Genomic DNA, 21,480 nt, shown 5'->3' on the forward strand with positions numbered 1-21,480 from the left:
CGATCGATCGCTCGGCTTCGTGTGCGACGCCGTCACCTGTCACCATCTCGACATGCCCACCCCCACAGCAGGTGCATCCTCACCCGGCGACGCGCGCATGCGCTCACTCGGAGCCGCATCGGCGGTGCCCGAGTTCGAACGGACGGCCTTCACCACTCTCGAGCGGCCGCTCGCCGACGCCACGGTCGCGATCGTCACGTCGGCGGCCCTGCACCGTCAGGGCGACGACGGATTCACCCGCAGCGACACCTCGTACCGCACGATCGACCGGGCCGACCGCGACCTGGTCCTCGGGCACTGGAGCCCCAACTTCGACCACAGCGGCTTCGCGATCGACCTCAACGTCGTCTACCCGATCGACCGGCTGGAGGAACTCGCCGAGGCCGGCGTCATCGGCGCGGTGGCGCCCCGTCACTATGCGTTCGCCGGCAACCAGCCCGACACCGTGAGCGAGCTCCGGCTCGACACCGGCCCGGCCTGTGCGGCCGACCTGCTCGCCGACGGCGTCGACGTGGTGGTGCTCACCCCCGTTTGACCACTGTGCACGCGTACCGTGAGTACGCTCGCCCACGTTCTCGAGGCGGCCGGTCTGGCCACGATCGTCCTGGCCTCCATGTGGGAGGTCGTCGAGCGGATGGCTCCGCCGAGGGCGCTGTACTGCAACTTCCCGCTCGGACGGCCGCTCGGCCACCCGGCCGACGCCGAGTTCCAGCACGACGTCCTCCGCCGGGCGTTCGATCTCCTCGCCGCCGACGGCCCGGTCCTCGAGGCCCACCCGGTGGTCATCGAAGCCGACGAGACGCCGATGGCCTGCACGATCCCGCCCCGCTTCGACCCGACCCTGCCACCTGCGGTCGACGAGGCGAACGGCCTCCGCGCCGCCTACGAGCGAGCGCGCGCCCGACGCGGCGTCACGTCGGTCGGTCGTGTGATCGACGCCGACACGGTGCCCGAGGCGCTCGCGGTGCTGCACGAGTGGGCCGGTGGAGCGGACTGGAACGAGCACCCGGTTCCCGGCACGAACACGACCGCCGTCTGCCACGACATCCGCACCTACTACGAAGAAGCGGCGCTCGAACTCGTGACCGGTCCGCCCCCCGGCGGACGCGCCGCCGAGGCGTGGTTCTTCGAGACGACCGAGGCCGGAGCGACGGTCCTCGCCGCCCGCCGGGCGATCAAGGCCCAGGGTGCTCCCCACCCGGTCTGGTTCTACATGGCCCCCGGACATCGGTGACCGCCGCACCGTCGACACTCGCGACCCTCGCGTGGCGTTGCGGCTCGGCTCCGTGACGCCCGGGCGACCAAGCTGGTGAGATGACCGTACGGATCGAAACCGATGGGTCGGTCTGGACCGTGGTTCATTCGCGGCCGGAGGCCCGCAACGCGATGGACCCGACGAGCGCGCGCGAACTGTACGAGGCGTTCGTCGCGTTCGATCGCGACCCCGACGCAGCGGTCGCGGTGTTCTGGGGTGAGGGTGGAGCGTTCTGCTCCGGGTTCGACCTCAAGCACGCGGCGTCGCTGTCGACCGACGACGACGGCATCGACCGTCTCGCGTTCGATGCCGACGACGCGTCCCCGCGCGGTCCCATGGGGCCGAGTCGGCTCGAACTCTCGAAACCGGTGATCGCGGCGGTTGCCGGGCCGGCGGTCGCCGGCGGGATGGAACTCGCGTTGTGGGCCGACATCCGGGTGATGGAGGAGACCGCCTACATGGGGGTCTACTGCCGGCGCTGGGGTGTGCCGCTGATCGACGGAGGCACGGTTCGCCTGCCGCGTCTGGTGGGTCAGGGGCGGGCGCTCGACCTGGTGCTGACGGGTCGACAGGTGATGGCCGACGAATGCGAGCGGATCGGTCTGTGCGAGTACGTGGTGCCGGAGGGGGAGGCGCGGGTACGGGCCGAACGGCTGGCCCATGACATCGCCCGGTTCCCGCAGGCGTGTGTGCGCGCCGATCGTCGTTCGACGCGCACCTCGGGCGATCTGTCGGTCCGGGAGGCGTTGGTCCGAGAGTGGGAGGGCGGTCGCGATGTGGTGGCCGCCGAGGGCATCGACGGAGCTCGACGATTCGCCGACGGAGCCGGGCGCGGTGGCGACTTCTCCGACCTCGGTACCGACTGACGCCTGGCCCGGCGGGTTCAGGAGACGGCGGCCAGGACGCGTTCGGCGGCCTCGAAGGGGTGGACCACCGCGCTGATGTCGTCACCGGGGAGCTCGATCACCGGGAACGAGGCGTTGCGCTCGGCGCTGCTGGGGTCGTGGTCGCTGTCCATGCGGTCCGGGTACCCCGGCCCGCGCCGGGCGAAACTCGGGGAACATGACGGTTCGGTTGCAGTCGGAGGTGATCGTTCCGGCCACCGTCACCGGGAACCCCCGACTCGGTGACGGGTGCGTCCGAGTACGGTCGTTCCCCATGGATGCCGACCGGACGTTCCGCGTCACCGTGCGCGGACGGTTTCACGAGCTGTCGGAGCGGTCGCGCGCCTACCTCGAGAGCGCACGTGCCGAACACGACATCTTCGTGTCCGCCTACACGCCGGAGGGCTCGCTGACCTACGACGACCGGATCGACTTCTTCAACCTGCGGTACGAGTGCCGTGCCGACGACGCCGACGCGGCAGGCGTCGAGAGTCTGGAGGAGGCCGAACGGTTCCTCACCACGATGAAGTTCGGGTACCGCGATCTGCGCGTCGACGTCGTCGACCTGTCCGCGATGTGGGACGACGCGGCGAGACGCCGCTCGCCGAGCTGAACCTCCGATCACGGCCGACGTCGAGGTGCCGACCAGACTCGCGTCATGAGCGAGCACCCGCTGGAGTTGTCGGCCCGCATGATCGACTCAGGCAACGTCGACACGGCCCCGAACCGGGTCACCGAGGAACTGTCCGAACTCGCCGACGGTGTCGCGATCGTCGAGTCGTTCAGCCACGTGGTGATGATCGACACCGGCGACGGGATCGTGGCGTTCGACTCGAGCAGTGCCAAAACCGGCAAGCGGGTGGTCGAGTCGATGCGCAGCTGGAGCGACGCGCCGGTCCACACCCTCGTCTACACGCACGGCCACGCCGACCACGTCGGCGGATCGCGCGACTTCGCCGCCGACGCCCTGCGCCACGACCGGCCGGTGCCGCGCGTGCTCGGCCACGAGCGTGTCGGCCCGCGGTTCGATCGGTACGCGGCGACCAACGGGTACAACCAGCGCATCAACCTGCGTCAGTTCGGCGGGGCGGCGCGCGACGTCGGTGCGGCGGCCGATCGGCCCTTCCTCCCGACCGGCACACTGCGGCCCGATGTGACCTATGACGGTCGGCTGGTCGAACGGATCGGCGGGATCGAGATGGAGTTCAACGCGTGCCTCGGCGAGACCGACGACCACACCTGGACCTGGATCCCGCAGCACGGATGATCAGCGCGGGCGACCAGTTCATCTGGAACTTCCCCAACTGCGGCAACCCGCAGAAGGTGCAGCGCTACCCGCTGGAGTGGGCGGCGTCGCTGCGCGACATGGCGAGCCGCGACGTCGAACTGTTCGTGCCGGCCCACGGTCTGCCGATCGCCGGTCAGGCGCGGATCCGGCACTGCCTCGACACCGTGGCGTCGACGCTCGAGACCCTGGTGCAACGGGTGGTCGACGCGATGAACGCCGGCGCCCGCCTCGACGAGATCGTGCACGAGGTCGAGGTGCCGGCCGACACGCTGGCGCTGCCGTACCTCCGGCCGATGTACGACGAGCCCGAGTTCGTGATCCGCAACATCTGGCGGCTCTACGGCGGCTGGTGGGACGGCAACCCGGCGCGCCTCAAACCGCCGTCCGACGCCGAGATCGGGATCGAGGTGGCGTCGCTGGTCGGCGGCGTCGAGGTGTTGGTCGACCGGGCGGTCGAGCTCTCGGGAGCGGGTGAGCACCGTCTGGCGTGCCAACTGATCGAGTACGCCGTGAACGCCGACCCCGAGTCGCAGCTCGCGCACGAGGCGCGTGCGACGATCTACACCGCGCGCCGGCGGTCCGAGACGTCGCTGATGGCCAAGGGCATCTTCCGATCCGCCACGGCCGACTCCGAGGCGGTCGTCACCGGTGAGACGCCGGCACCCAACATGGTGCTGTCGATCGGGGAGGACTGACGGTCAGAGCACGCAGCCGGCGTCGAGCGCGTCGGCGAACTCGAACGTCGCACACGATGCCGGCCGAAGCGCGATCGATTCGGTGAAGAACGCGTCGTCGGGAGGTCGGTACGTACCGGCAACGCGCAGTTCGAACATGTCGCCGACCCGACGCAGCACGGTGATCGTCAACCCGTGCACGGTCGTGGTGTCGCCGACGGCGAGGACGTGGTCGTAGCTGTCGCCCGGTCCGATCGCCTGGCGTTGGATGCGCGACGTGCTGAGGCCGCTGAGGTTGCCGAACCGCTGCTGCTGATCGATCACGTGGAGTGCCACGCCCTCGCTGTCGATGAAGTCGTCGTCGCCGACGGCGGGGCGGGCCTCGAGCGTGAGCATGCTCTGCGGTTCGACCGGGTCGGGAGCGACGATGACCTGGAGGCCGCCGGCAGTGGGGCGATCGAGGACGTAGTTCACGGTGCCCGACGTGTGCGCGATGACCTGGCCGTTGCGCAGCCACCCGGACGCGAGTCGGTTCAGCGCCAGCGTGCTGCCGGGTTCGCACTGGTACGACAGCGTGCCGATCGTGCACCATCCGAATCCACTGCTCATCACGTCGATCGGATTGTCGTACTCGTCGTTGAGTCCGACGTACGAATGTGGCCAGTGGAGGGTGTGACCCAGCTCGTGCGCGATCGTGCCGGGATTCGGTCGTTCGGAGATCGTGGCACCGCCGACCCAGCCGCCGCGGCGTGCCTGCAGCGGCGTCCGGTCGAACACGTCGAAGTCGGGCCCGGAGGACGACGTGAAGATCGTTCCGGGGCTCGCGAAGCCGCCGCCCGCGAGCGTCGAGTCCGCGACGAGCACATTGGTGAACGAGCTGCCGGCGAGCTCGAGGGCCGCCTGGATGCAGTCCTCGGGTCCGTCGTCGCGGTCGGCCACGATCGTCCCGTTGGCGACGAACTCCACCGTGTACGCGCCGCCTGACGCAGCGGCGAAGTACGGGGCGACCTCGGCGTTGGCGAGGTCGGCGAAGTCCTGATCGGTCGCGGTGTGCTGCTGATCGCCGTTGAACCGGGTCGAGTCGGCCGGGATCCGGCACAGGTGGACCCCCACCCGGTCGATGCCGACGGCTCGCAGCAGTGCCGGACGCCGCATGTGGGTGGCGCGGTAGGTCTCGGCGGTCTCGGGCGCGATGCGCCCCGGGCAGGACCGCGCAGCGGTGGGCGGTGGCGGCCCCGTGAGCCAACCGGCGACATCGACCACCAGGTGGGTGGACCCACGCGTGAACAGGCACACGTCACCGGTCGACCCGAGCGCGGCCACGACGAGGTTCGCCACCGTGCGGCCGCCGACGAAGTTGACGTTCGAGGCAGCGGCGAGTCCGGAGCCCTGCGGGTGCGCGGTGACGAAGCCGGGCGTCGGTGAACCGGTGCTCGTGACGTTGAGCACCACCGCGGTCGCGTCGTCGGGCACCTGCGCCCGACCGGCGACCGGGAGTTGCAGCGTCGCCCCGTCGAGTTGGAGCCCGCCACCGCGGAACGTCTGGTCGTACGTCGACTCACCCGGCCGTGTGTCGAGCAGTCGGCGCGGCTCGGGCAGCGGGACGAACGAGTCGACGGGCAGCGAGCCGGCGACGTCGATGACGAGATCGACTGCCCGCAGCGTGTACACGCAGACCCGGCCGTCGGGGTCGAGCCGACTGAACACGAGGTTCGGTGTGGTGAGCCCCGGCTCGTAGTTGACGTTGGAGGCGAGCGGTCGATCGGCGTCGCACGGATACACGGAGAGGAACCCCGCGTCGCCGACGGTGGTGGCGGTCACGTTGAGCGCGACGGCGGTGGCGCCGGCTGGCAGCGAGCCGCGCCCGGCCACCTGCACCGAGTAGGTGCTGTCGGCCGCACGGAGGCCGTCGCCGGCGAACCGGCCGTCGACGGTGCGTTCGCCCTCACGCGTGTCGGCGAGGCGTTCCGGTGCATCGAGCGGCTCGAAGCTGTCGGCGGGGAACTCGCCGGCCGCGTCGATGATGATGTGGGTGGGGGCGAGCGTGTACACGCAGACCTGACCGTCGGGGGCCACGCGCGAGATCGCCGCGACGGCGACGACCTGACCGGCGACGTAGTTGAGATTGGAGGCCGTCGGCCGGCTCTGGTCGCACGGCCACACCGTGAGGAAGCCGGCGGCGTCGGGTTGGTCGACCGTGAGGTTCAGCACGACCGAGCCGACCGGTTCGGCGAGCCCGGCTCGTCCGGCCACATCGAGGCGCAGCGTCGAATCGGCCCTGCGCTTGCCGCCGCCCGCGAAGTCGCCGTCGGCCGTCTGCTCACCTGGACGGGTGTCGAGCAGCCGCTGCGGGGCGGGCAACGGTCGGTATCCGGTCGAGGCGGCGTCGAGTGGGGCTCCGGAGCCGACGGACCACGACATCGTCGCCACGAGCGACGCGACGACGAACCAGGTGAGTCGAGACATGGACCCTGTTCCTAGCAGAGCTACATGATCGATAGGGTCCGCCGTCGAGGAGTGGCCGATCGATGTCCAGCAACCGGGTTTCGCCGTCGCCGACCGCGGCCACGCCGACGTTCGTGATGATCACGATCGTCGTGGTCGCGGCGCTGATCGGTGGCAACTTCACGGCACTGAAGTACGCCCTCGATCACGCACCGCCGTTCTCGGTGGCGGCCATGCGGACGGTCATCGGCGGGACCTTCCTGGTGAGTCTGGCGCACGGCCGAGGCGAACGGTTCCCGACCGATCGTGCCGTGCTCACCCGCATCTTCGTCGTCAGTTTCAGCATCACGACGGTCTCCAGCGCGCTGCTCGTGTTCGGGGTGAACCGGATCCCGGCCGGGTTCGCGTCGCTGATGTCGAGCACGATGCCGCTGTTCACGGCGTCGCTGTCGCTGGTGCTGCTCCACGTGAAGATCCGCCCGCTCGGCATCGTCGGGTTGGTGATCGGCTTCGTCGGCACGGCCGTGCTCGCGTCGCCGGCCCTGGACGGTGGCGGTGAGTTGATCGGTGCCGTCTCGCTGTTGCTCTCGGCGCTCGCCTGGGCGTTCGGCACCGTGTTCATGAAGTGGAAGGACTTCAGCGCGGTCTCGCCGATCATGCTCGTCGGGGTCCAGCTCTGGATGTCGGCGGTGGTGCTGGCGCCGTTCGCTGTCGCGGTCGAGGGGGTCGGCGACACCGATTGGTCGGTCGGGCTGTTCGTGCCGCTGCTGTACGCGGCGATCCCCGCCAATGCCGTCACGTTCGCCCTGATGGCGACGGTCGTTCGGCGGGCGACGCCAACGCAGGCAGCCGCGACGGCCTACCTGATTCCGCTGTTCGGCGTGTTCTTCGGCTGGCTGATACGCGACGAGGTGCTCGGCCGGGTCGAGGTGCTCGGTGGGCTGCTCGTGGTCGCCGGCGTCGCCGTCGTGGTCACCGCCGGGTCGTCGGGCCCGTCCGGCGATCAGCCGTTCGCGGGCGATCGACCGGCGGGTCGCTGATCCTCGATGAGGATCTGGACGACCGAGCAGTGCCGCTCGAGGAACCCGGCTTCGCAGTACGCGAGGTAGAAGCGCCACAGCCGTTGGAATCGCTCGTCGAGTCCGAGCGCAGCGACCTCGTCGAGGCGTGCATCGAAGCGCTCCCGCCATCGACGGAGTGTCTCGGCGTAGTGCTCGGCGTAGTCGTGCACCTCGGCGACCCGCAGCCGGGTGGCCCGTGCCAGCGACTCCTCGATGGCGCCGACCGACGGGAGATACCCGTTGGGGAAGACGAAGCGTCGGATGAAGTCCTCGGTCTTCTTCGCACGGTGCCAGCGGTCGTCGGGGAGCACGATCGCCTGGAGTGCGACACGGCCGCCTGGCCGCAGCCGCTGCTCGATCGTGGCGAAGAAGTCGTCGTAGTCGCGCCAGTTGACCGCCTCGATCATCTCGATCGACACGATCCGGTCGTATCGTCCGTCGAGGTCGCGCCAGTCGGCGTCGAGCACCGTGACCCGGTCGTCGAGCCCGGCGTCGGCCACGCGCTGCCGCGCCTCTGCGAACTGCTCGGCGGAGATCGTGGTGGTCGTCACGTGGTTCCCGCGGCCGGCCGCACGGATGGCCATGCCGCCCCAACCCGTCCCGATCTCGAGCAGATGGTGATCGCGATCGAGGTCGAGCAGGTCGAGGAGCAGGTCGTACTTGTGCCGGCTCGCGTCGGCCAGTGGTGTGTCGGCGGTCGGGAACACGGCCGACGAGTACGTCATCGTCTCGTCGAGGAACAGCTGGAAGAAGTCGTTGCCGATGTCGTAGTGCGCACCGATGTCGTCACGGTTGCGTTCTCGGCTGTCGCGGGCACGGAGTGTCCGGATGCGGTCGGTCGCCCACCCGGTCGCCGACTCCCAGCGGTTCCGGATCCGGTCGAACGTGCCCATGTTGCGGATCACGACCTGGACGACCGCGACGGGGTCGTCGGACGTCCACCAGCCTTCGATGAAGCCGCGACCGAATCCGATCGAACCCTCGGTCAACACGGCGGAGTAGGCGCGGCGGTCGACGACGACCACCCGGGCCGTCAGGCCGTCGTCGAAACCGTAGGAGCGGTCTCGGGCCGCGTGGCCGGGGATCCGCTCGGCGACGTCGAGTCGGTCGCTGCCGAGCCGCGAGAGCAACGCGTGCAGGACGCGCGCGGCGACCCGCCCGGTGCAACGCTCGGCGAACGACACCGACCGAGACGTGTTGGCGTGGGCGAGCAGGCGATCGGCCTGGACGTCGGCTCGCGACGCCGGCCGGCGGTCGACGATGTCGACGGGCCGGTCGTCGGGGAGGTTCTCGTCGCGGCGGTGCGGGCGACGGCGGTCGCGGACGGGAATGTCGCCGACGTGTTCGTGATCGGTCAGGACGTCGGAGCTCATGCGTTGCCTTTTCGCTTCGAGGGATGGGGGACGAACGGAACCCGCTTGCGCCACAGGCGCAACGCCTGGGCGTGGATGCCCGCCGACACGCGGTGGGTCGGGAACGGGTTGGCGCGCAGGTTGGCGCCGAGTGACGCACGGCTCGCGGCGCGCCGGTCGACCGACATCGCGGTGAGGAGGGTCGGGTCGTCGTGGCCGTGAGGGACGACATCGAGTTCCAACTCGATCCGGCCCGCTGATCCGCGGAGCCGGAGGTCGTACCGGAATTCCTCGTCGAGGAACGGCGAGACATGGAGCTCCTTGTCGGTGGTCGCGGTCATCCAACCGGAGGTGTTCGGTGGGGTGAGCGCGACCGGGTACCGGTGCCGCTCCTTCCACGGGGTGTTCGTCACCTCGAGCACGGCGCCGACGGGGACGTCCGGATCGGAGTCCCACGCCACGTAGACCGTGATCGGGTTGAACAGCCAGCCCCATCGACGCACCTGCGTCAGCATGCGGACATCGCCGGTCGGAGCGCTCCCGATCGTCGGTGCGAGCGCGTCGCGCACCCCGGTGGACAGCGAGCCTGTCGTCGTGTCGCCGTAGTCGGACCGGCGGAACCGGGCGGGCGCCGGCCTGCGCGCCGACCACAGGGGGTGGCGATCGCACAGGTCGGCGGGGTCGTCGGGGTCGATCCACACCTGGCTGAGCGGCGCGGCGAACTCGTGAACGGCGGGCCGTCGGCGTCGGTGCAGGACGGTGCCCTCGCACACTGCGGGCCCGCCGGCCCTCACGCCGGCACCCCGGCTGCGGAGGCGATTCGATCGCAGACACGACGGCCCGAGGCGATCCCGTCCTCGTGGAAGCCGTAGCCCCACCAAGCCCCGCAGAAATGGAAGCCGTCGACGCCGTCGATCTCGTCGAAGCGCTGCTGGGCCCGGATCGCCGGCCCGTCGAAGACCGGGTGGGCGTAGTCGAAGGTCTGGATCACGCGGTCGGGGTCGATGTGGTCGGTGCTGTTGAGGCTCACGAGGTAGCGCTCGGATCCGGGAAGATGCTGGAGTGCCGTCATGTCGTACGTCAGCGTCGCAGCGTCCTGGTCTGCGCTGCGCCGGTCGTAGTTCCACGCCGCCCAGGCGCGCCGCCGCGGCGAGAGTAGGCCGACATCGGTGTGCAGCACCGCTCGATTCGGTTGGAATCGAATCGCTCCGAGCACGTCGCGCTGGGTCGGGGTGGGCTCGGCGAGCATCCTGAGCGCCTGGTCGCTGTGGGTGGCGACGATCACGCGGTCGAACGTCTCACGCCCGTCGGCGGTCACGACGGTCGGGCCCGCGCCGGTCGCTGCCGGCCGTTCGAGGCGCTGCACCGGGGTCGAGGTGCGGATCTCGCCGGCGAACCGGTCGGCGATGCGATCGACGTACACGCGGCTACCACCGAGGATCGTTCGCCACTGCGGCCGATCGCCGACGCCGAGCAGACCGTGGTGCCGCAAGAACGTGAACAGGCTCCGAGCGGGGAAGGCCCCGAAGGCGTTCGGGTCGGCCGACCAGACCGACGCCCCCATCGGGATGAGGTGGAGGTCGGTGAACTCGCGGCCGTACCCGTTCCGGGTCACGAATTCGTCGAGCGTGGTGATGTCGTCGCCGTCGTCGAGGAACGCCTCGGCGTGCCGATAGAACCGCACGATGTCGCGCAGCATCCGCCACATCGCCGGTCGGACGAGGTTCCGGCGGTCGGCGAACAGCGTGTTCGGACTGGTCGCTCGATAGGTGAATCCGGTGGTGGGGGAGTCGGGGTCGCGGTCGGTGACCCCGAAACTCATCTCCGTGTCGACGGTCGGCACGTCGAGTTCTTCGAACAGGCGGACCAGGTTCGGGTAGTTGCGGTCGTTGTGGACGATGAACCCGGTGTCGATCGCGAGCCGGCCGACGTCGCGATCGTCGACGTCGACGGTGTTGGCGTGGCCGCCGAGTCGCGACGAGGCCTCGAACAGCACGACGTCGTGGTCGGGGCCCAGCTCGTGCGCGCACGCGAGCCCGGCGATGCCGGACCCGACGATCGCGATCCGTTGGCGGGGTCCGTTCACACCTTGTCCCCGTCGAGCGCCCGCTGGAGGCCGGTGTCGGCGCGCCCGCCGATGCGGTTGAACACCGGGCGGAGGAGCAGGTCGAACACCCCGAGCGGCCCGTTCAGGCTCAGTTCGGCGTCGTACGTGACCAGCGACCCGGTGCCGTCGGGTTCGACGTCGATCCGGTCGAGCGAGGTGAACATCTTGCTCTCGGCCTTGACGACGACGCGGCGTGGCTCGTCGTACTCGGTCGTGACGTAACGGAGGGTGAGGCCCGTGCCCGGTGCGTCGACCACGACGTCGAACGAGGCGTCAGGACCGCCGCCGGTACCGTCGACCTGGGTCGCACGCTGCACGCCCGGGTCCCAGTCCTCGAAGTTCCGGAGGTCGGCCATGAAGGCGAACGCTTCGGCGGGGGACAGGTCGGTGCGGACAGTGGTGCGGTATCGGGCCATGGTGTCGGGTGCTCCTCGGGTTCGGTGGCGGCACGTCTGAGGTGCTTCGCTACCCGGTGATACGGAACGGATGGCACGAACGGATGCAGACCGCCGGGGCGGGTTGCAGCGAAGGTGCCCCCACCGTGCGGTGGCGAAACGTCGATCCAGTGCGGTCGTCACGCGCCTCCAGCCTGCCATGTCGAGGATTCGGACGGTGACGGCCGACGGATTGGTCGGCTCCTGCGCCTGCTCCGGCTTCTGCGGTGCAGCTCGGGTTCGGTACGTTGCCGGCATGTCGAAGATCTCTCTCATCGCGAAGCTGACCGCTGCCGACGGCAAGGCAGACGAACTCGAGGTCGCGCTGCGCGGCGTGATCGAGGCGGCCGCCGAGGAGGAAGGGCTCGAGGTGTACAGCGCCCACGCCGCCTCCGACGAGCCCGGCGTGTACTACTTCTTCGAGCTGTACCGCGACCAGGCCGCGATCGACGTGCACGGCAAGGGTGAGGGCATGCGGTCGGCGATGGGAGCCTTCGGCGGATTGCTCGCCGGACGGCCCGAGCTGACGATGATGTCGCCGATCGCGGCGAAGGGACTCGACGTCTGATTCGGGCGGCGGTTCACGGCCGTGACCACGGCCGGAATCGTCAAGAAACCGGCAGGACGTGCCGATATCCGTGCGAGCACCACCTCGCCGAAAACCGCCGTCCATGTCTCGCACGACCCGCCTTCTCACCGTCGTCACGCTGGGGTTCGGCGCGTTCGGAGCGTTGGGGTCGGGCACTGCAGCGGTCGCTGCCGAGTCGTCGTCGACCGCGTGCGGCGGTGTCGTGTTCCACGATCTGGATGCCGACGGGCGCCGGGTCGAGACCCTCGAACACGACCGGCGCGCCGACGATGTCGAGCCGGGCGTCGGTGGTGTCGACGTCGTCGTGGTCGACGTCGACGGGACGCGTCGCAGCGCGACGACCCGATTCGACGGTTCGTGGTCGATCGATCTGCCCGAGCTGGCGTATCCGATCCGGCTCGAGTTCGCACTCCCGGAGGGCCACGCCGCCGGACGTCCCGGGCCCGACGGCGGACACGTCGTGCAGTTCGCCGAGACGCCATCGGACTGCGACGGCCGTCCCCTCGGCAACCTCGGCGTCTACCCGCTCGACGGGTTCTGCGCGTCGCGGCCCGCGGTCGCGGTCCCGTGTTACGTGACCACCCGGGCCGCTGACCTCGCCGATCAGCCCGCGATCCGAGTGGTGTCGAACGCCGCGATCGACGACGGCGAGTCGTCGTCGAACTCGATCGACGAGTGGCTCTCGCCGTCGTCGAGCGTGCTCGCGACCGTCGGCGAGGTGGGCACCGTCTACGGACAGGCCGCTGCCGCCGACGGCACGCTGTACTCCGCCGCCTTCACGAAGCGGCACACGGCCCTGACGACCGAACTCAACCCGATCGGCAACCCGACCGTGATCTACCGGATCCCTCCCGGTGGGGCACCCGAGTTGTTCGTCGTCCTCGACCCGACGACGACAGACCCGCACGGTCCGCCGGACGGCCAGGACATCGACGATGTCGGTGCCATGGCCGCCGTGTTCACGACGGGCATCGGCGACATCGAACTCTCGCCCGACGGCACGACGCTGTACGCGGTCGACCTCGGTCGACGGGAACTCGTCCAGATCGACGCCACGACGGGCCGGATCGACCGTCGCCGCCGCTTGGACGGAGCCGCCCTCGGTCGGACGGACTGTGCGGTGTCGCCGACCAACCGGTACGGCGACCTCCGCGCCTTCGGCCTGGGATGGCACGGTGACGACCTGCTGATCGGCGTCGTCTGTTCGGGCGAGTCGTCGGTCGAACCCGGCCGTGCCGTGCGCGAGCGCGGGGCGCTCGGGCCGGGCGGCGGCGATCACGATCGGCTCGTCGGTCACGTGTACGCCCTGAGCGGCGGTTCGTTCGTGGAACGGTTGGCGTGGCCCCTGTCCGGCGACCGCGGCGAGACCCACTCGACCGACCTGGTCTCGAACGACGCCTCCTGGCACCCGTGGGTCGACGCCCTCCCGTTCGACGACGAGCACCAGGCCGTCTCGTATCCGCAGCCGGCGATCACCGACCTGGTCGTCGACGCATCCGGCAACCTCGTGATCGCCGTCGGCGACCGCTGGTCGCACCAGACGGCTCCCGACACCGAGGTGCCGGCGTTCGACGGTTCGACGCGACACATCACCGAGACGGTCGCCGCCGGCGACCTGCAGCGTGCGTGTCGGCGCGGTGGCGGCTGGGTCATCGAGGGGACGCCCGGCTGTGACGGGGGCGTGGGGAACGGCTGGGAGTTCTTCGACGGCGACAGCTACGGCTGGCAGGCCGAGACGGCGCTCGGCTCGGTCGCCCGGTTGCCCGGACGGTCCGAGATCGTCGCCACGCACATGAATCCGATCACCGCCGACCATGCCTGGAGCGCCGGTGGTCTGGCGTGGCACACCACCGACGACGGCGACCGCGCCCACGGCGTCCGCATCGTCGACGGGCGTGTCGCCGAGCCCGGGTCGTCGTTCGGCAACGCATCGGGCCTCGGCGACCTGGCCGTCATGTGCGGCGGGCCGGCTCCGAGCATCGGTGGCGCGATCTGGCACGACCGGGACGCGAACGGCATCCGCGATCCCGGCGACGGGCCGGTCGTCGGCGTGGCGGTCGAACTCATCGACGCCGATGGTGTCGTCGTGTCGGTCGATGTTTCCGACGAGCAGGGCGCCTACGCGTTCGACGACGGCAACGTGTCCGACGGCATCGAGGCGGGTGCCCGCTACGTCCTCGCGCTCGCCGACCGCAACGGACGCTCGGGATTGGGTGCCCTGACGGGCATCGGCCCGCACACCGGCCTCGTTCCGACCATCGCGAACGTCGGGAATCGGGACGACCTCGACAGCGACGCGTCGCCGGGCACGACGCGGGGCGGACGGTCATCGATCGCGTTCATGGAAGTGTGGACCGCCGATCCGGCGGCCGACCCGACCGTCAGCCCGATCGCCATGGGGTACGACTTCGGGCTCCGTGACCGCTACGACCTTTCCATCGCGACGTCGGCGGGCGACGCGATGGTCGACGCCGGCATCGTGGCGTTCCGGATCGAGATCCGCAACGAGGGCAGCCTCGCCTCCGGCCCGTTCGAGGTCCGGGCGAACCTGCCGCGGGAGACGTCGTTGCGGGTCACCGGGGTGACGTCGACGCCGCCGAGTTCGATCGGTACGGGATCGGTGACCTGGTCGTTTGGCGACGCCGGGTCCGTCCCGCCGGGTGGCACGCGTGTGATCGACATGGAGTTGCTCGTCACCGATCCCACGGTGACGTCGGTCGAGAACTCGGTCGAGATCATCAGCGACTCCGGCAACGACGAGGACTCGGACCCGGGTCGAGTTCGCGGTGAGGACGACGAGGACCGGTATGCCGTCGAGCTGTTCGGGATCTCCGGTGCGATCTGGGTCGACGAGGCCGATGCCGACACCGAACGGGTCGAGCACGCCATCGACGGTGTCGTCGTGCAGATCCTCGCCGAGGACGGCAGGCGGGTGGGCGCGACGACGACCGACGCCACCGGGCGCTTCCTCTTCGACTCGTTCCCGGCCGGTCGGTATCGCGTGGCGATCCCGGCGTCGGAGTTCGATCAGGGCCGGCCGCTGGTCGGCTACGACCAGGCCGTCGGTGCCCAGTCGGGCAACGTGGCGCGACTGCTGCGCCGCGATGGATTCGTGATGTCGGAGCCGGTCGAGCTGGGACGCGGTAGCGACAACCGTGACGGCGTCGTTCGCATGGGACTCGTGCGACGACCGCCGACACCGCTGATCGACATCGTCGTCCCTGCGGTGCTCGTGCCGCTGTCGCTGCTCTGCATCGGCTTCCTGGTGCTCGATCGTCGCCGTCGTCTCGGCGGGATCCGAGACCCGCTCCGGCGAGCACGAACCGTCTGAGTTCGTGCTCGGCGAGCACATGGAACGGTGCGCCGACCCGGCGTCGGTCGAGCGCGGGCCTCACCACGCAGCAGGGGGCGGGTGGGTCAGCGGCGGCGGAGTCCGCCGATGAGCCGCCGCAGTGCCGACACCCGTTGCGGTTCGGGGGCGTGCGTCTCGGGGTGCGCACCGATGGGCAGCGGCGTGGCCGCAGCCGGCTCGGGGCTCCTGCTCGGTTCGTCGAACACGGAACGCGCTCCGTGTTCGTCGAAGTTGGTGACGCTGCGCAGGCCGGCCTCGGTACGGGTGGCGACGCGGCCGGGGACCACGAGATCGGTGCCTCGGGACGAATCGTCGTTCAGCGGAGCCTCGGCGAGCCGACGGCGGGCGGCGAGCGACCCGGTCTCGATCGATGCGACGGCACGCCGCATCGACAGCGCGACGTCGTCGGTCATCTCGAGCTCGTCGGGCTCCTTGGCCGTGACGGGCGAGTCGTCGTCTGGCCCGAACGACGGCGGCGACGCTTCGACGTCCCAGAGTCCGGCGTCGTCGGCGGGAGGCGCCTCGGTGTCTGGCGCCGATGTCGACGACCTGGCGATCCGTGCGGTCGGACCGGTGCGATCGAGGTCGTCGGCCCCCTCGACCGACTCGGAGAAGTCGTCGTCGATGTGGCCGGACGGCCAGATCAGTTCGAAACGATCGGGTGGCTGGACCGGAAGGTTCGGCAGTGTGGCGGTCGGGGTGAGCGGGTCGGTCCCGGGCTCGGGGAGGCCGGCCCACTCGAGTTGGTCGACCCAGTCGTCGTCGAGCGAGGACGATGCCGCGCTCGCCACCGGCGGCAGCGTGCCGGACACGCCGGGCCGGTCGTCGAGCCACGATGGCTCGTCCCAGTGGATCAGCGGGTCGTGATCGTGCGTGACGCCGGTGAACACCGACTCGGGTGGGGTGATCTCCACCGGTCGGGCGGCGGGGTCGGGGGCGGGGAGCGGATCGCCGGGGTGCAGCTCGTGGCTGCCGTCGTCGCGGGTCCAGTGATGGACGCCGGAGGGATGGCGCCGGTACGGCATCGACTCGACGTCGGCGACGTTCTGGCGCGCGAGCCAGGCGATGCACGTGTCGTTCATCATCTCGGTGACGACCAGCGTCGTCTGGCGGCTGACGGACGGCACCCGATCGAAGAGCCGACCGAGGTACTCGCCGTCGCCGACCCGCATGGCCCCGTGCTCGAGCTGAGCCGCGTTGAGCACCCCGGCGTCGACGAGGCGTGCGCCGAGGCCCGGGTCGAGGGAACGTTCCGCGAGATAGATCGCGCCACGATCGAAGTAGACACGCACCTCGGGTTCGACGACGAAGACCAACTCGCCGGTGAACCGATGGTCGCGGGCCGCGTCGAGCACGACCCAACCCGGTCGCGGGAAGGTGCCGGCCAGACCGAACAGCTCGGCAACGTGTTCACGCTCCAAGGTCATGCTGCTCCGGCGAGGGCCAGGACGCGCTCGAGCGGTTCGAGGAATCGGACGTCGGCGCGTTCGAGCCGGTCGAGGACGGCGAGGAGCGCCTCGATCGTGACGTCGCGCGCGGACTCGGGATGGATGAGCTGGCAGGGCACGGCGGCCTCGCGGAGCAGCGCGCCGAGTTGGCGGGCGAGCACGTTGGCCGACTCGGGATCGTCGCACCGGTTGACGGCGACGACCACCGGTACACGGATGTCGGCGAGGAGTGCCCGCATCGCGGCGCCGGCTTCGGCATGGGTGTGCGTGGCGTCGGCGTCGACGACGAACACGACGGCGTCGACCTCACCTTTCATGATGTCGGTCATGAACTGGAATCGGGCCTGCCCGGGGGTGCCGAACAGCAGCAGACGGACGTCGCTGTCGCCGGCCTCGTCGTGGAGGGAGTAGCTCCCGAAGTCCATCGCCACGGTCGTGTGGGTCTTGACCTCGGATTCGGTGCCGGAGGTCTCGACGTCGGTGCCGACGACCGGGGTCTGCGACACGGATTGGATCAACGACGTCTTCCCGGCGGCGTAGGGGCCGGTGACGAGGAGTTTGAACACGTGCTCGGCGCGCGGCACTGCAGCGTGCGTCATGTGTTCCCTCCTTCGTGGTCCTGCTGTGGCGACGATCGCGCCGCCCCCGTCCGAGTATGTGAGCTTCCTGTCAAATGTATCGGTTCCTTGTGACCTGCTCTTGAATCCACGATGACAGTGTTCTCGAACCGTAACAGTCGTCGTCGCAGGCGTTTCCCGCTAGCTTGCTCGGCGGAGAAGTGCCCGAGCGGCCGAAGGGACACGCCTCGAAAGCGTGCGACGTGCAAGCGTCCGTGGGTTCAAATCCCACCTTCTCCGCCATCGACGACCGTCGGCTCGACCCACCGGGTCACCGGCGGTCGTTGCGCGTCCGGCGGCACCTGGTGGCACGTCAGCGGCACTCGGTCTCGTCGGCCGGTGCTTCGAGGTCGATCAGGTAGTCGTTGACGATGTCGATGACGCACCGGTTGACGCCGTACCCCGTGTGCTGGTCGGCCTCGACGATGATCAGGCGACCGTCTTCGAGCGTGTTCGACATCCGCACCGTCGAGTCGAAGGGGGTGGCCGGGTCGCCGGTGGTGCCGACCACGACGATCGGCCCCGCGCCGGCCGTGTCGATGTCGACCCGAGGGTCGAGTGCCGGCGGGAAGAACGTGCAGAAGTAGCCACCTGCCGACCCTTCGGGGACCAGTCGGGGGGCGACCGCCGTGAACAGGTCGTTCTCGCCGTCGGTCTCCTCGACCGTCTTGCGTTCGGCGGTATCGGCGCACGAGATCACCTGGAACGCCTCGAGTTCGTTGCCGTACGTGCCGTCGGGCATGCGCTGGTAGTAGCGGTCCGCCAGTTCGAGCAGTCCGCTGCCGTCACCGCGGGCAGCGGCCGCCAACGACTCCTCGAGCACCGGCCAGAACGTCTCGGAGTACATCGCCTGCACCACGCCGGTCGTGGCCACGTCACGGTTGACCGGGGGACGTCCGCCGTCGCTCGCGAGGGGGTCGGCGTCGAGCTGTGCCATCAGTTCGTCGAACGCCGTCTCCGCGTCACCGTCGTTGTGGAACGCGCAGTCCTCGCGAGCGCTGCACTGGGCGAGGAACGTCGCCAGCGACGCCTCGAACCCCTGGACCTGCTGGAGACTCGACTCCAACGCATCGGCGGCGGGATCGGATGCGCCGTCGAGCACGGCCGCCCGCACGGTGTCGGGGAACAGGGTCGCCCAGGTGGCTCCGAGTTCGCTGCCGTAGCTGAACCCGAAGTACGAGATCGTGTCCTCACCGAGCGCTCGCCGGATCGTGTCCATGTCGCGCGCGCTGTTGTTGGTCCCGACGAACTCGACGATGTCGGCGTTCTCGGCCTGGCACTCCGCTGCGAACTCCTCGGCGATGTCGACGAGGAGCCGGCGTTCGTCGTCGGTCTCGGGCGTTGCGTCGATCTCGTTGAAGTACCGGTCGTAGTCGTCGATGCAGTCGATCGCCGGCTCGCTCTCACCGGTGCCGCGGGGGTCCCAGCCGAGGATGTCGAAACGTTCCAGCAGCGGCTGATCGAAGATCTGCGCGGCGAAGAACGCGAAGTCGGAACCGCCGAATCCCGGCCCACCCGGGTTGACGAGCAGCGTGCCGATGCGGTTGTCCTGGTCGATCGCGCGGAACCTGGCGAGGAACAGTTCGATGGTCGCCCCGTCGGGATCGCCGTAGTCGACGGGGACGTCGAAGGTCGCCACGTCGACGTCGTCGTCGAACGACTCCCACTCGACCGGCGCCGGCTCGAAGGGAGCGTCGACGTCGATCGTCGGCCCGTCGCCGGTGTCGTCTGCGGCGGGTTCGTCGGTGATGTCGGTCGTGCCCGTGGTGTTCGTCGGTGCCGACCTGTCCACCCGATCGGCGGTGGAGGTGGTCGACGCCCCGCTGTCTCCCGACGAACAGGCCGTGGTGACCACGGCGAGGCTGATCACGAGTCCGACGAGGCGTCCGGGCATCGGGACATCGTACGAGCCGTCCCCGCCGTCGGGGCGGCGAGCCGGAACGTCGCCTCGCACGCGTAGCCTGCCCGCATGCGTATGGGCCCGCACCACATGATGCCTCGGGACACCGACGCCGTGAAGGACGCGACGCTGGCGCGCGACACCGCCCGGCGGGTGTGGGGTTTCGCGAAGCCGTATCGCGGCACGATCATCGTGTTCCTGTCGGCGATCGTGCTCGCTGCACTGCTGGCCCTCGTCCCGCCGTTGATCGTGCGCCGGATCCTCGACGTCGCGATCCCGAACGCACAGGCCGACGGCAACCGCTCACCCATCTGGTGGCTCGCCGGGATCGCCGTGTTCGCCGCGCTGGCCGACGCCGCACTCCAGATCGTCCAGCGTTGGTGCAGCGCGCGGGTCGGTGAGGGTCTGATCGCCGACCTGCGGCGTTCGCTGTACGCCAAGGTGCAACGTCTCCCGCTGGCCTTCTTCACCCGCACACCCACGGGCACGATCACGAGCCGGCTCAACAACGACGTCGTCGGTGCCCAGTCGGCGGTGACGAGCACGCTGGGGAGTGTCGTCAGCAACGTCATCGTCCTCGTCACGACGCTCACGACCATGCTGCTCCTCGAGTGGCGGCTCACGCTGCTCGCGCTGATCGTCCTGCCGATCTTCATCATCCCGGCCCGCCGCGTCGGTCGCCGCCTGCAGACCATCGCCCGCGATCAGATGACGCACAACGCAGCCATGAACACGCAGATGACCGAGCGGTTCAACGTGTCGGGTGCGGCGCTGGTCAAGCTGTTCGGATCGCTCGACCGTGAGAACGAGAAGTTCGCCGGGCAGGCGAACGCGGTGCGCGACGCCGGCGTGCGGGCGGCGATGCTCGGGCGCGTGTTCTTCGTCGCGCTCGGCCTCGTCGCCGCGTTGGGAACCGCCGCGATCTACGGCATCGGGGCGCAGCTGGTCGTCAGTGGCGACATCACGCCCGGCACGCTGGTCGCCCTCGCGACGCTGGTCACGCGGGTGTACCAACCGCTGACCGGGCTGACCAACGCCCGGGTCGACCTGATGACGTCGATGGTGTCGTTCGAGCGGGTCTTCGAGGTGCTCGACACGCGCGAGCCGATCACCGACAAGCCGTCGGCCGTCGACCTCGTCGACCCGGTCGGACGCGTCGAGTTCGACGACGTCACATTCCGGTACCCGCCGGCCGGTGAGTCGTCGATCGCGTCGATGGAGACGCAGGCGATCCCCGGAGCCGACCCCGACCGCGACGTGCTGACCGGGCTGTCGATCGTGCTCGAGCCGGGCGAGACCGTCGCCCTCGTCGGTGCGTCGGGGGCCGGCAAGAGCACGCTGTCGTCGCTGATCCCTCGCCTCTACGACGTGACCGGCGGCGCCGTCCGGATCGACGGGCACGACGTGCGCGACCTGACGCTCGACTCACTCCGCCGTGCGATCGGCGTCGTGTCGCAGGACCCGCACCTGTTCCACGAGTCGATCGGCGACAACCTGCGCTACGCGGCACCCGACGCGAGCGACGAGCGGATCGTCGAGGCGTGCCGGGCCGCCCGGATCCACGACACGATCGCATCCCTGCCCGACGGATACGACACGGTGGTCGGCGAACGCGGCTACCGCCTGAGCGGCGGCGAGAAGCAGCGGCTGGCGATCGCCCGACTGCTCCTCAAAGACCCGGCCGTGATGATCCTCGACGAGGCGACGAGCCATCTCGACAACGACAACGAAGCGCACGTGCAGGCCTCGATCGAGGCCGCGCTCCACGGCCGCACCGCACTCGTGATCGCCCACCGGCTGTCGACCGTGCGTTCGGCCGACCGCATCGCGGTCCTCCACGGCGGCACGATCGTCGAGATCGGCGATCACGACGAACTCGTCGCGAACGACGGGCTCTACGCCGCTCAGCTCCGCGCCGGCGACCTCCTCACGGCCTGAGTGACCACGCCGACCGGGCGGGCGTCGGTCGGTGGTTCCGTACCGACTCGCCGGACTCGGTTCTCCCGCAAGATCGAGCCCGGCAAGTCGGCCGGAGACTGGGTTGCTGCGTCACCCGCCGCAGCGCCGATGAGGT

At 69.9% G+C, this 21,480-nt stretch carries 19 protein-coding genes and 1 tRNA gene; 11 read left to right on the forward strand and 9 right to left on the reverse strand.

Features of this window, described 5'->3' with window-relative positions:
• Positions 1-52: 52 nt before the first annotated feature.
• The 3 genes from R8G01_15950 (at position 53) to R8G01_15960 (ending at position 2,121) form a co-directional block, all read left to right on the forward strand.
• Complete coding sequence (locus R8G01_15950; GenBank protein MDW3215493.1) at positions 53-535, forward strand: glycine/sarcosine/betaine reductase selenoprotein B family protein; 483 nt, start codon at positions 53-55, stop codon at positions 533-535.
• Positions 536-553: 18 nt separating this feature from the next.
• On the forward strand, positions 554-1,234 hold the full coding sequence (locus R8G01_15955; protein MDW3215494.1) for a hypothetical protein: 681 nt from the start codon (positions 554-556) through the stop codon (positions 1,232-1,234).
• An 80-nt stretch (positions 1,235-1,314) separates the two neighbouring features.
• A complete protein-coding gene (locus tag R8G01_15960; GenBank protein MDW3215495.1) occupies positions 1,315-2,121 on the forward strand; it encodes a crotonase/enoyl-CoA hydratase family protein in 807 nt (268 codons plus the stop codon).
• A gap of 17 nt (positions 2,122-2,138) precedes the next feature.
• On the opposite strand, the gene R8G01_15965 is transcribed toward R8G01_15960, so the two are convergent.
• Entirely contained in the window at positions 2,139-2,273 is a 135-nt protein-coding gene (locus R8G01_15965) for a hypothetical protein (GenBank protein MDW3215496.1), read from the reverse strand.
• A 140-nt stretch (positions 2,274-2,413) separates the two neighbouring features.
• On the opposite strand from R8G01_15965, the gene R8G01_15970 reads away from it, so the two are divergent.
• From R8G01_15970 to R8G01_15980, 3 genes are read left to right on the forward strand one after another with little or no spacing between them, the layout of a single operon-like run.
• Positions 2,414-2,752 carry a DUF6204 family protein gene (locus R8G01_15970; protein MDW3215497.1) on the forward strand — a complete coding sequence of 113 codons (339 nt, stop codon included), beginning with the start codon at positions 2,414-2,416 and terminating at the stop codon, positions 2,750-2,752.
• 45 nt (positions 2,753-2,797) lie between these two features.
• Positions 2,798-3,406, forward strand: a complete 609-nt coding sequence (locus R8G01_15975; GenBank protein ID MDW3215498.1) for an MBL fold metallo-hydrolase — start codon at positions 2,798-2,800, stop codon at positions 3,404-3,406.
• Positions 3,403-4,122 (forward strand): alkyl sulfatase dimerization domain-containing protein, encoded by a 720-nt coding sequence (locus tag R8G01_15980; GenBank protein ID MDW3215499.1) that lies wholly within the window; start codon positions 3,403-3,405, stop codon positions 4,120-4,122. Before R8G01_15975 ends, R8G01_15980 begins: the two co-directional genes overlap by 4 nt.
• Before the next feature lie 3 nt (positions 4,123-4,125).
• On the opposite strand, the gene R8G01_15985 is transcribed toward R8G01_15980, so the two are convergent.
• A complete protein-coding gene (locus R8G01_15985) occupies positions 4,126-6,567 on the reverse strand; it encodes a hypothetical protein (protein ID MDW3215500.1) in 2,442 nt (813 codons plus the stop codon).
• Between the two features lie 62 nt (positions 6,568-6,629).
• Between R8G01_15985 and R8G01_15990 the strand changes: the two genes are divergently transcribed.
• Positions 6,630-7,586, forward strand: a complete 957-nt coding sequence (locus R8G01_15990) for a DMT family transporter (protein ID MDW3215501.1) — start codon at positions 6,630-6,632, stop codon at positions 7,584-7,586.
• Here R8G01_15990 and R8G01_15995 read toward each other — a convergent pair.
• From R8G01_15995 to R8G01_16010, 4 genes are read right to left on the reverse strand one after another with little or no spacing between them, the layout of a single operon-like run.
• Entirely contained in the window at positions 7,550-8,980 is a 1,431-nt protein-coding gene (locus R8G01_15995; protein ID MDW3215502.1) for a cyclopropane-fatty-acyl-phospholipid synthase family protein, read from the reverse strand. The genes R8G01_15990 and R8G01_15995 overlap by 37 nt on opposite strands.
• Positions 8,977-9,753, reverse strand: a complete 777-nt coding sequence (locus tag R8G01_16000; GenBank protein MDW3215503.1) for a DUF1365 domain-containing protein — start codon at positions 9,751-9,753, stop codon at positions 8,977-8,979. Before R8G01_16000 ends, R8G01_15995 begins: the two co-directional genes overlap by 4 nt.
• Entirely contained in the window at positions 9,750-11,045 is a 1,296-nt protein-coding gene (locus R8G01_16005) for an FAD-dependent oxidoreductase (protein MDW3215504.1), read from the reverse strand. The genes R8G01_16000 and R8G01_16005 overlap by 4 nt, the downstream gene beginning before the upstream one ends.
• The gene (locus tag R8G01_16010; protein MDW3215505.1) at positions 11,042-11,482 is read right to left on the reverse strand and encodes an SRPBCC family protein; all 441 of its coding nucleotides are present in this window, start codon (positions 11,480-11,482) and stop codon (positions 11,042-11,044) included. The genes R8G01_16005 and R8G01_16010 overlap by 4 nt, the downstream gene beginning before the upstream one ends.
• A gap of 274 nt (positions 11,483-11,756) precedes the next feature.
• Between R8G01_16010 and R8G01_16015 the strand changes: the two genes are divergently transcribed.
• Complete coding sequence (locus R8G01_16015) at positions 11,757-12,068, forward strand: putative quinol monooxygenase (GenBank protein ID MDW3215506.1); 312 nt, start codon at positions 11,757-11,759, stop codon at positions 12,066-12,068.
• 103 nt (positions 12,069-12,171) lie between these two features.
• Positions 12,172-15,420, forward strand: coding sequence for an SdrD B-like domain-containing protein (locus tag R8G01_16020; GenBank protein MDW3215507.1), 3,249 nt, complete (start codon positions 12,172-12,174; stop codon positions 15,418-15,420).
• Between the two features lie 86 nt (positions 15,421-15,506).
• On the opposite strand, the gene R8G01_16025 is transcribed toward R8G01_16020, so the two are convergent.
• Together R8G01_16025 and R8G01_16030 are read right to left on the reverse strand one after the other, a co-directional pair.
• Positions 15,507-16,868, reverse strand: a complete 1,362-nt coding sequence (locus R8G01_16025; GenBank protein ID MDW3215508.1) for a hypothetical protein — start codon at positions 16,866-16,868, stop codon at positions 15,507-15,509.
• On the reverse strand, positions 16,865-17,488 hold the full coding sequence (locus R8G01_16030) for an ATP/GTP-binding protein (GenBank protein ID MDW3215509.1): 624 nt from the start codon (positions 17,486-17,488) through the stop codon (positions 16,865-16,867). The genes R8G01_16025 and R8G01_16030 overlap by 4 nt, the downstream gene beginning before the upstream one ends.
• Positions 17,489-17,661: 173 nt before the next feature.
• Here R8G01_16030 and R8G01_16035 point away from each other — a divergent pair.
• A tRNA-Ser gene (locus R8G01_16035) sits at positions 17,662-17,749 on the forward strand.
• A 70-nt stretch (positions 17,750-17,819) separates the two neighbouring features.
• Here R8G01_16035 and R8G01_16040 read toward each other — a convergent pair.
• Positions 17,820-19,400, reverse strand: a complete 1,581-nt coding sequence (locus R8G01_16040; protein MDW3215510.1) for an alpha/beta hydrolase — start codon at positions 19,398-19,400, stop codon at positions 17,820-17,822.
• 75 nt (positions 19,401-19,475) lie between these two features.
• Here R8G01_16040 and R8G01_16045 point away from each other — a divergent pair, with 75 nt between their 5' ends.
• Positions 19,476-21,344, forward strand: a complete 1,869-nt coding sequence (locus tag R8G01_16045; protein ID MDW3215511.1) for an ABC transporter ATP-binding protein — start codon at positions 19,476-19,478, stop codon at positions 21,342-21,344.
• Positions 21,345-21,480 lie beyond the last annotated feature (136 nt).

The organism is Ilumatobacteraceae bacterium (genome assembly GCA_033344875.1).
In the GTDB taxonomy this organism is placed as follows: Bacteria; Actinomycetota; Acidimicrobiia; order Acidimicrobiales; family Ilumatobacteraceae; genus Ilumatobacter.

Excerpts from the sequence above, each read along its gene's own strand:
- R8G01_16015 (MDW3215506.1), top strand. The coding sequence starts at position 11,757 with ATGTCGAAGATCTCTCTCATCGCGAAGCTGACCGCTGCCGACGGCAAG.
- R8G01_16020 (MDW3215507.1), top strand. The coding sequence starts at position 12,172 with ATGTCTCGCACGACCCGCCTTCTCACCGTCGTCACGCTGGGGTTCGGC.
- R8G01_15960 (MDW3215495.1), top strand. The coding sequence starts at position 1,315 with ATGACCGTACGGATCGAAACCGATGGGTCGGTCTGGACCGTGGTTCAT.
- R8G01_16010 (MDW3215505.1), bottom strand. The coding sequence starts at position 11,482 with ATGGCCCGATACCGCACCACTGTCCGCACCGACCTGTCCCCCGCCGAA.
- R8G01_15995 (MDW3215502.1), bottom strand. The coding sequence starts at position 8,980 with ATGAGCTCCGACGTCCTGACCGATCACGAACACGTCGGCGACATTCCC.
- R8G01_16040 (MDW3215510.1), bottom strand. The coding sequence starts at position 19,400 with ATGCCCGGACGCCTCGTCGGACTCGTGATCAGCCTCGCCGTGGTCACC.
- R8G01_15970 (MDW3215497.1), top strand. The coding sequence starts at position 2,414 with ATGGATGCCGACCGGACGTTCCGCGTCACCGTGCGCGGACGGTTTCAC.
- R8G01_15975 (MDW3215498.1), top strand. The coding sequence starts at position 2,798 with ATGAGCGAGCACCCGCTGGAGTTGTCGGCCCGCATGATCGACTCAGGC.
- R8G01_15950 (MDW3215493.1), top strand. The coding sequence starts at position 53 with ATGCCCACCCCCACAGCAGGTGCATCCTCACCCGGCGACGCGCGCATG.
- R8G01_15990 (MDW3215501.1), top strand. The coding sequence starts at position 6,630 with ATGTCCAGCAACCGGGTTTCGCCGTCGCCGACCGCGGCCACGCCGACG.
- R8G01_15980 (MDW3215499.1), top strand. The coding sequence starts at position 3,403 with ATGATCAGCGCGGGCGACCAGTTCATCTGGAACTTCCCCAACTGCGGC.
- R8G01_16025 (MDW3215508.1), bottom strand. The coding sequence starts at position 16,868 with ATGACCTTGGAGCGTGAACACGTTGCCGAGCTGTTCGGTCTGGCCGGC.
- R8G01_16045 (MDW3215511.1), top strand. The coding sequence starts at position 19,476 with ATGCGTATGGGCCCGCACCACATGATGCCTCGGGACACCGACGCCGTG.
- R8G01_15985 (MDW3215500.1), bottom strand. The coding sequence starts at position 6,567 with ATGTCTCGACTCACCTGGTTCGTCGTCGCGTCGCTCGTGGCGACGATG.
- R8G01_16030 (MDW3215509.1), bottom strand. The coding sequence starts at position 17,488 with ATGACGCACGCTGCAGTGCCGCGCGCCGAGCACGTGTTCAAACTCCTC.
- R8G01_15965 (MDW3215496.1), bottom strand. The coding sequence starts at position 2,273 with ATGGACAGCGACCACGACCCCAGCAGCGCCGAGCGCAACGCCTCGTTC.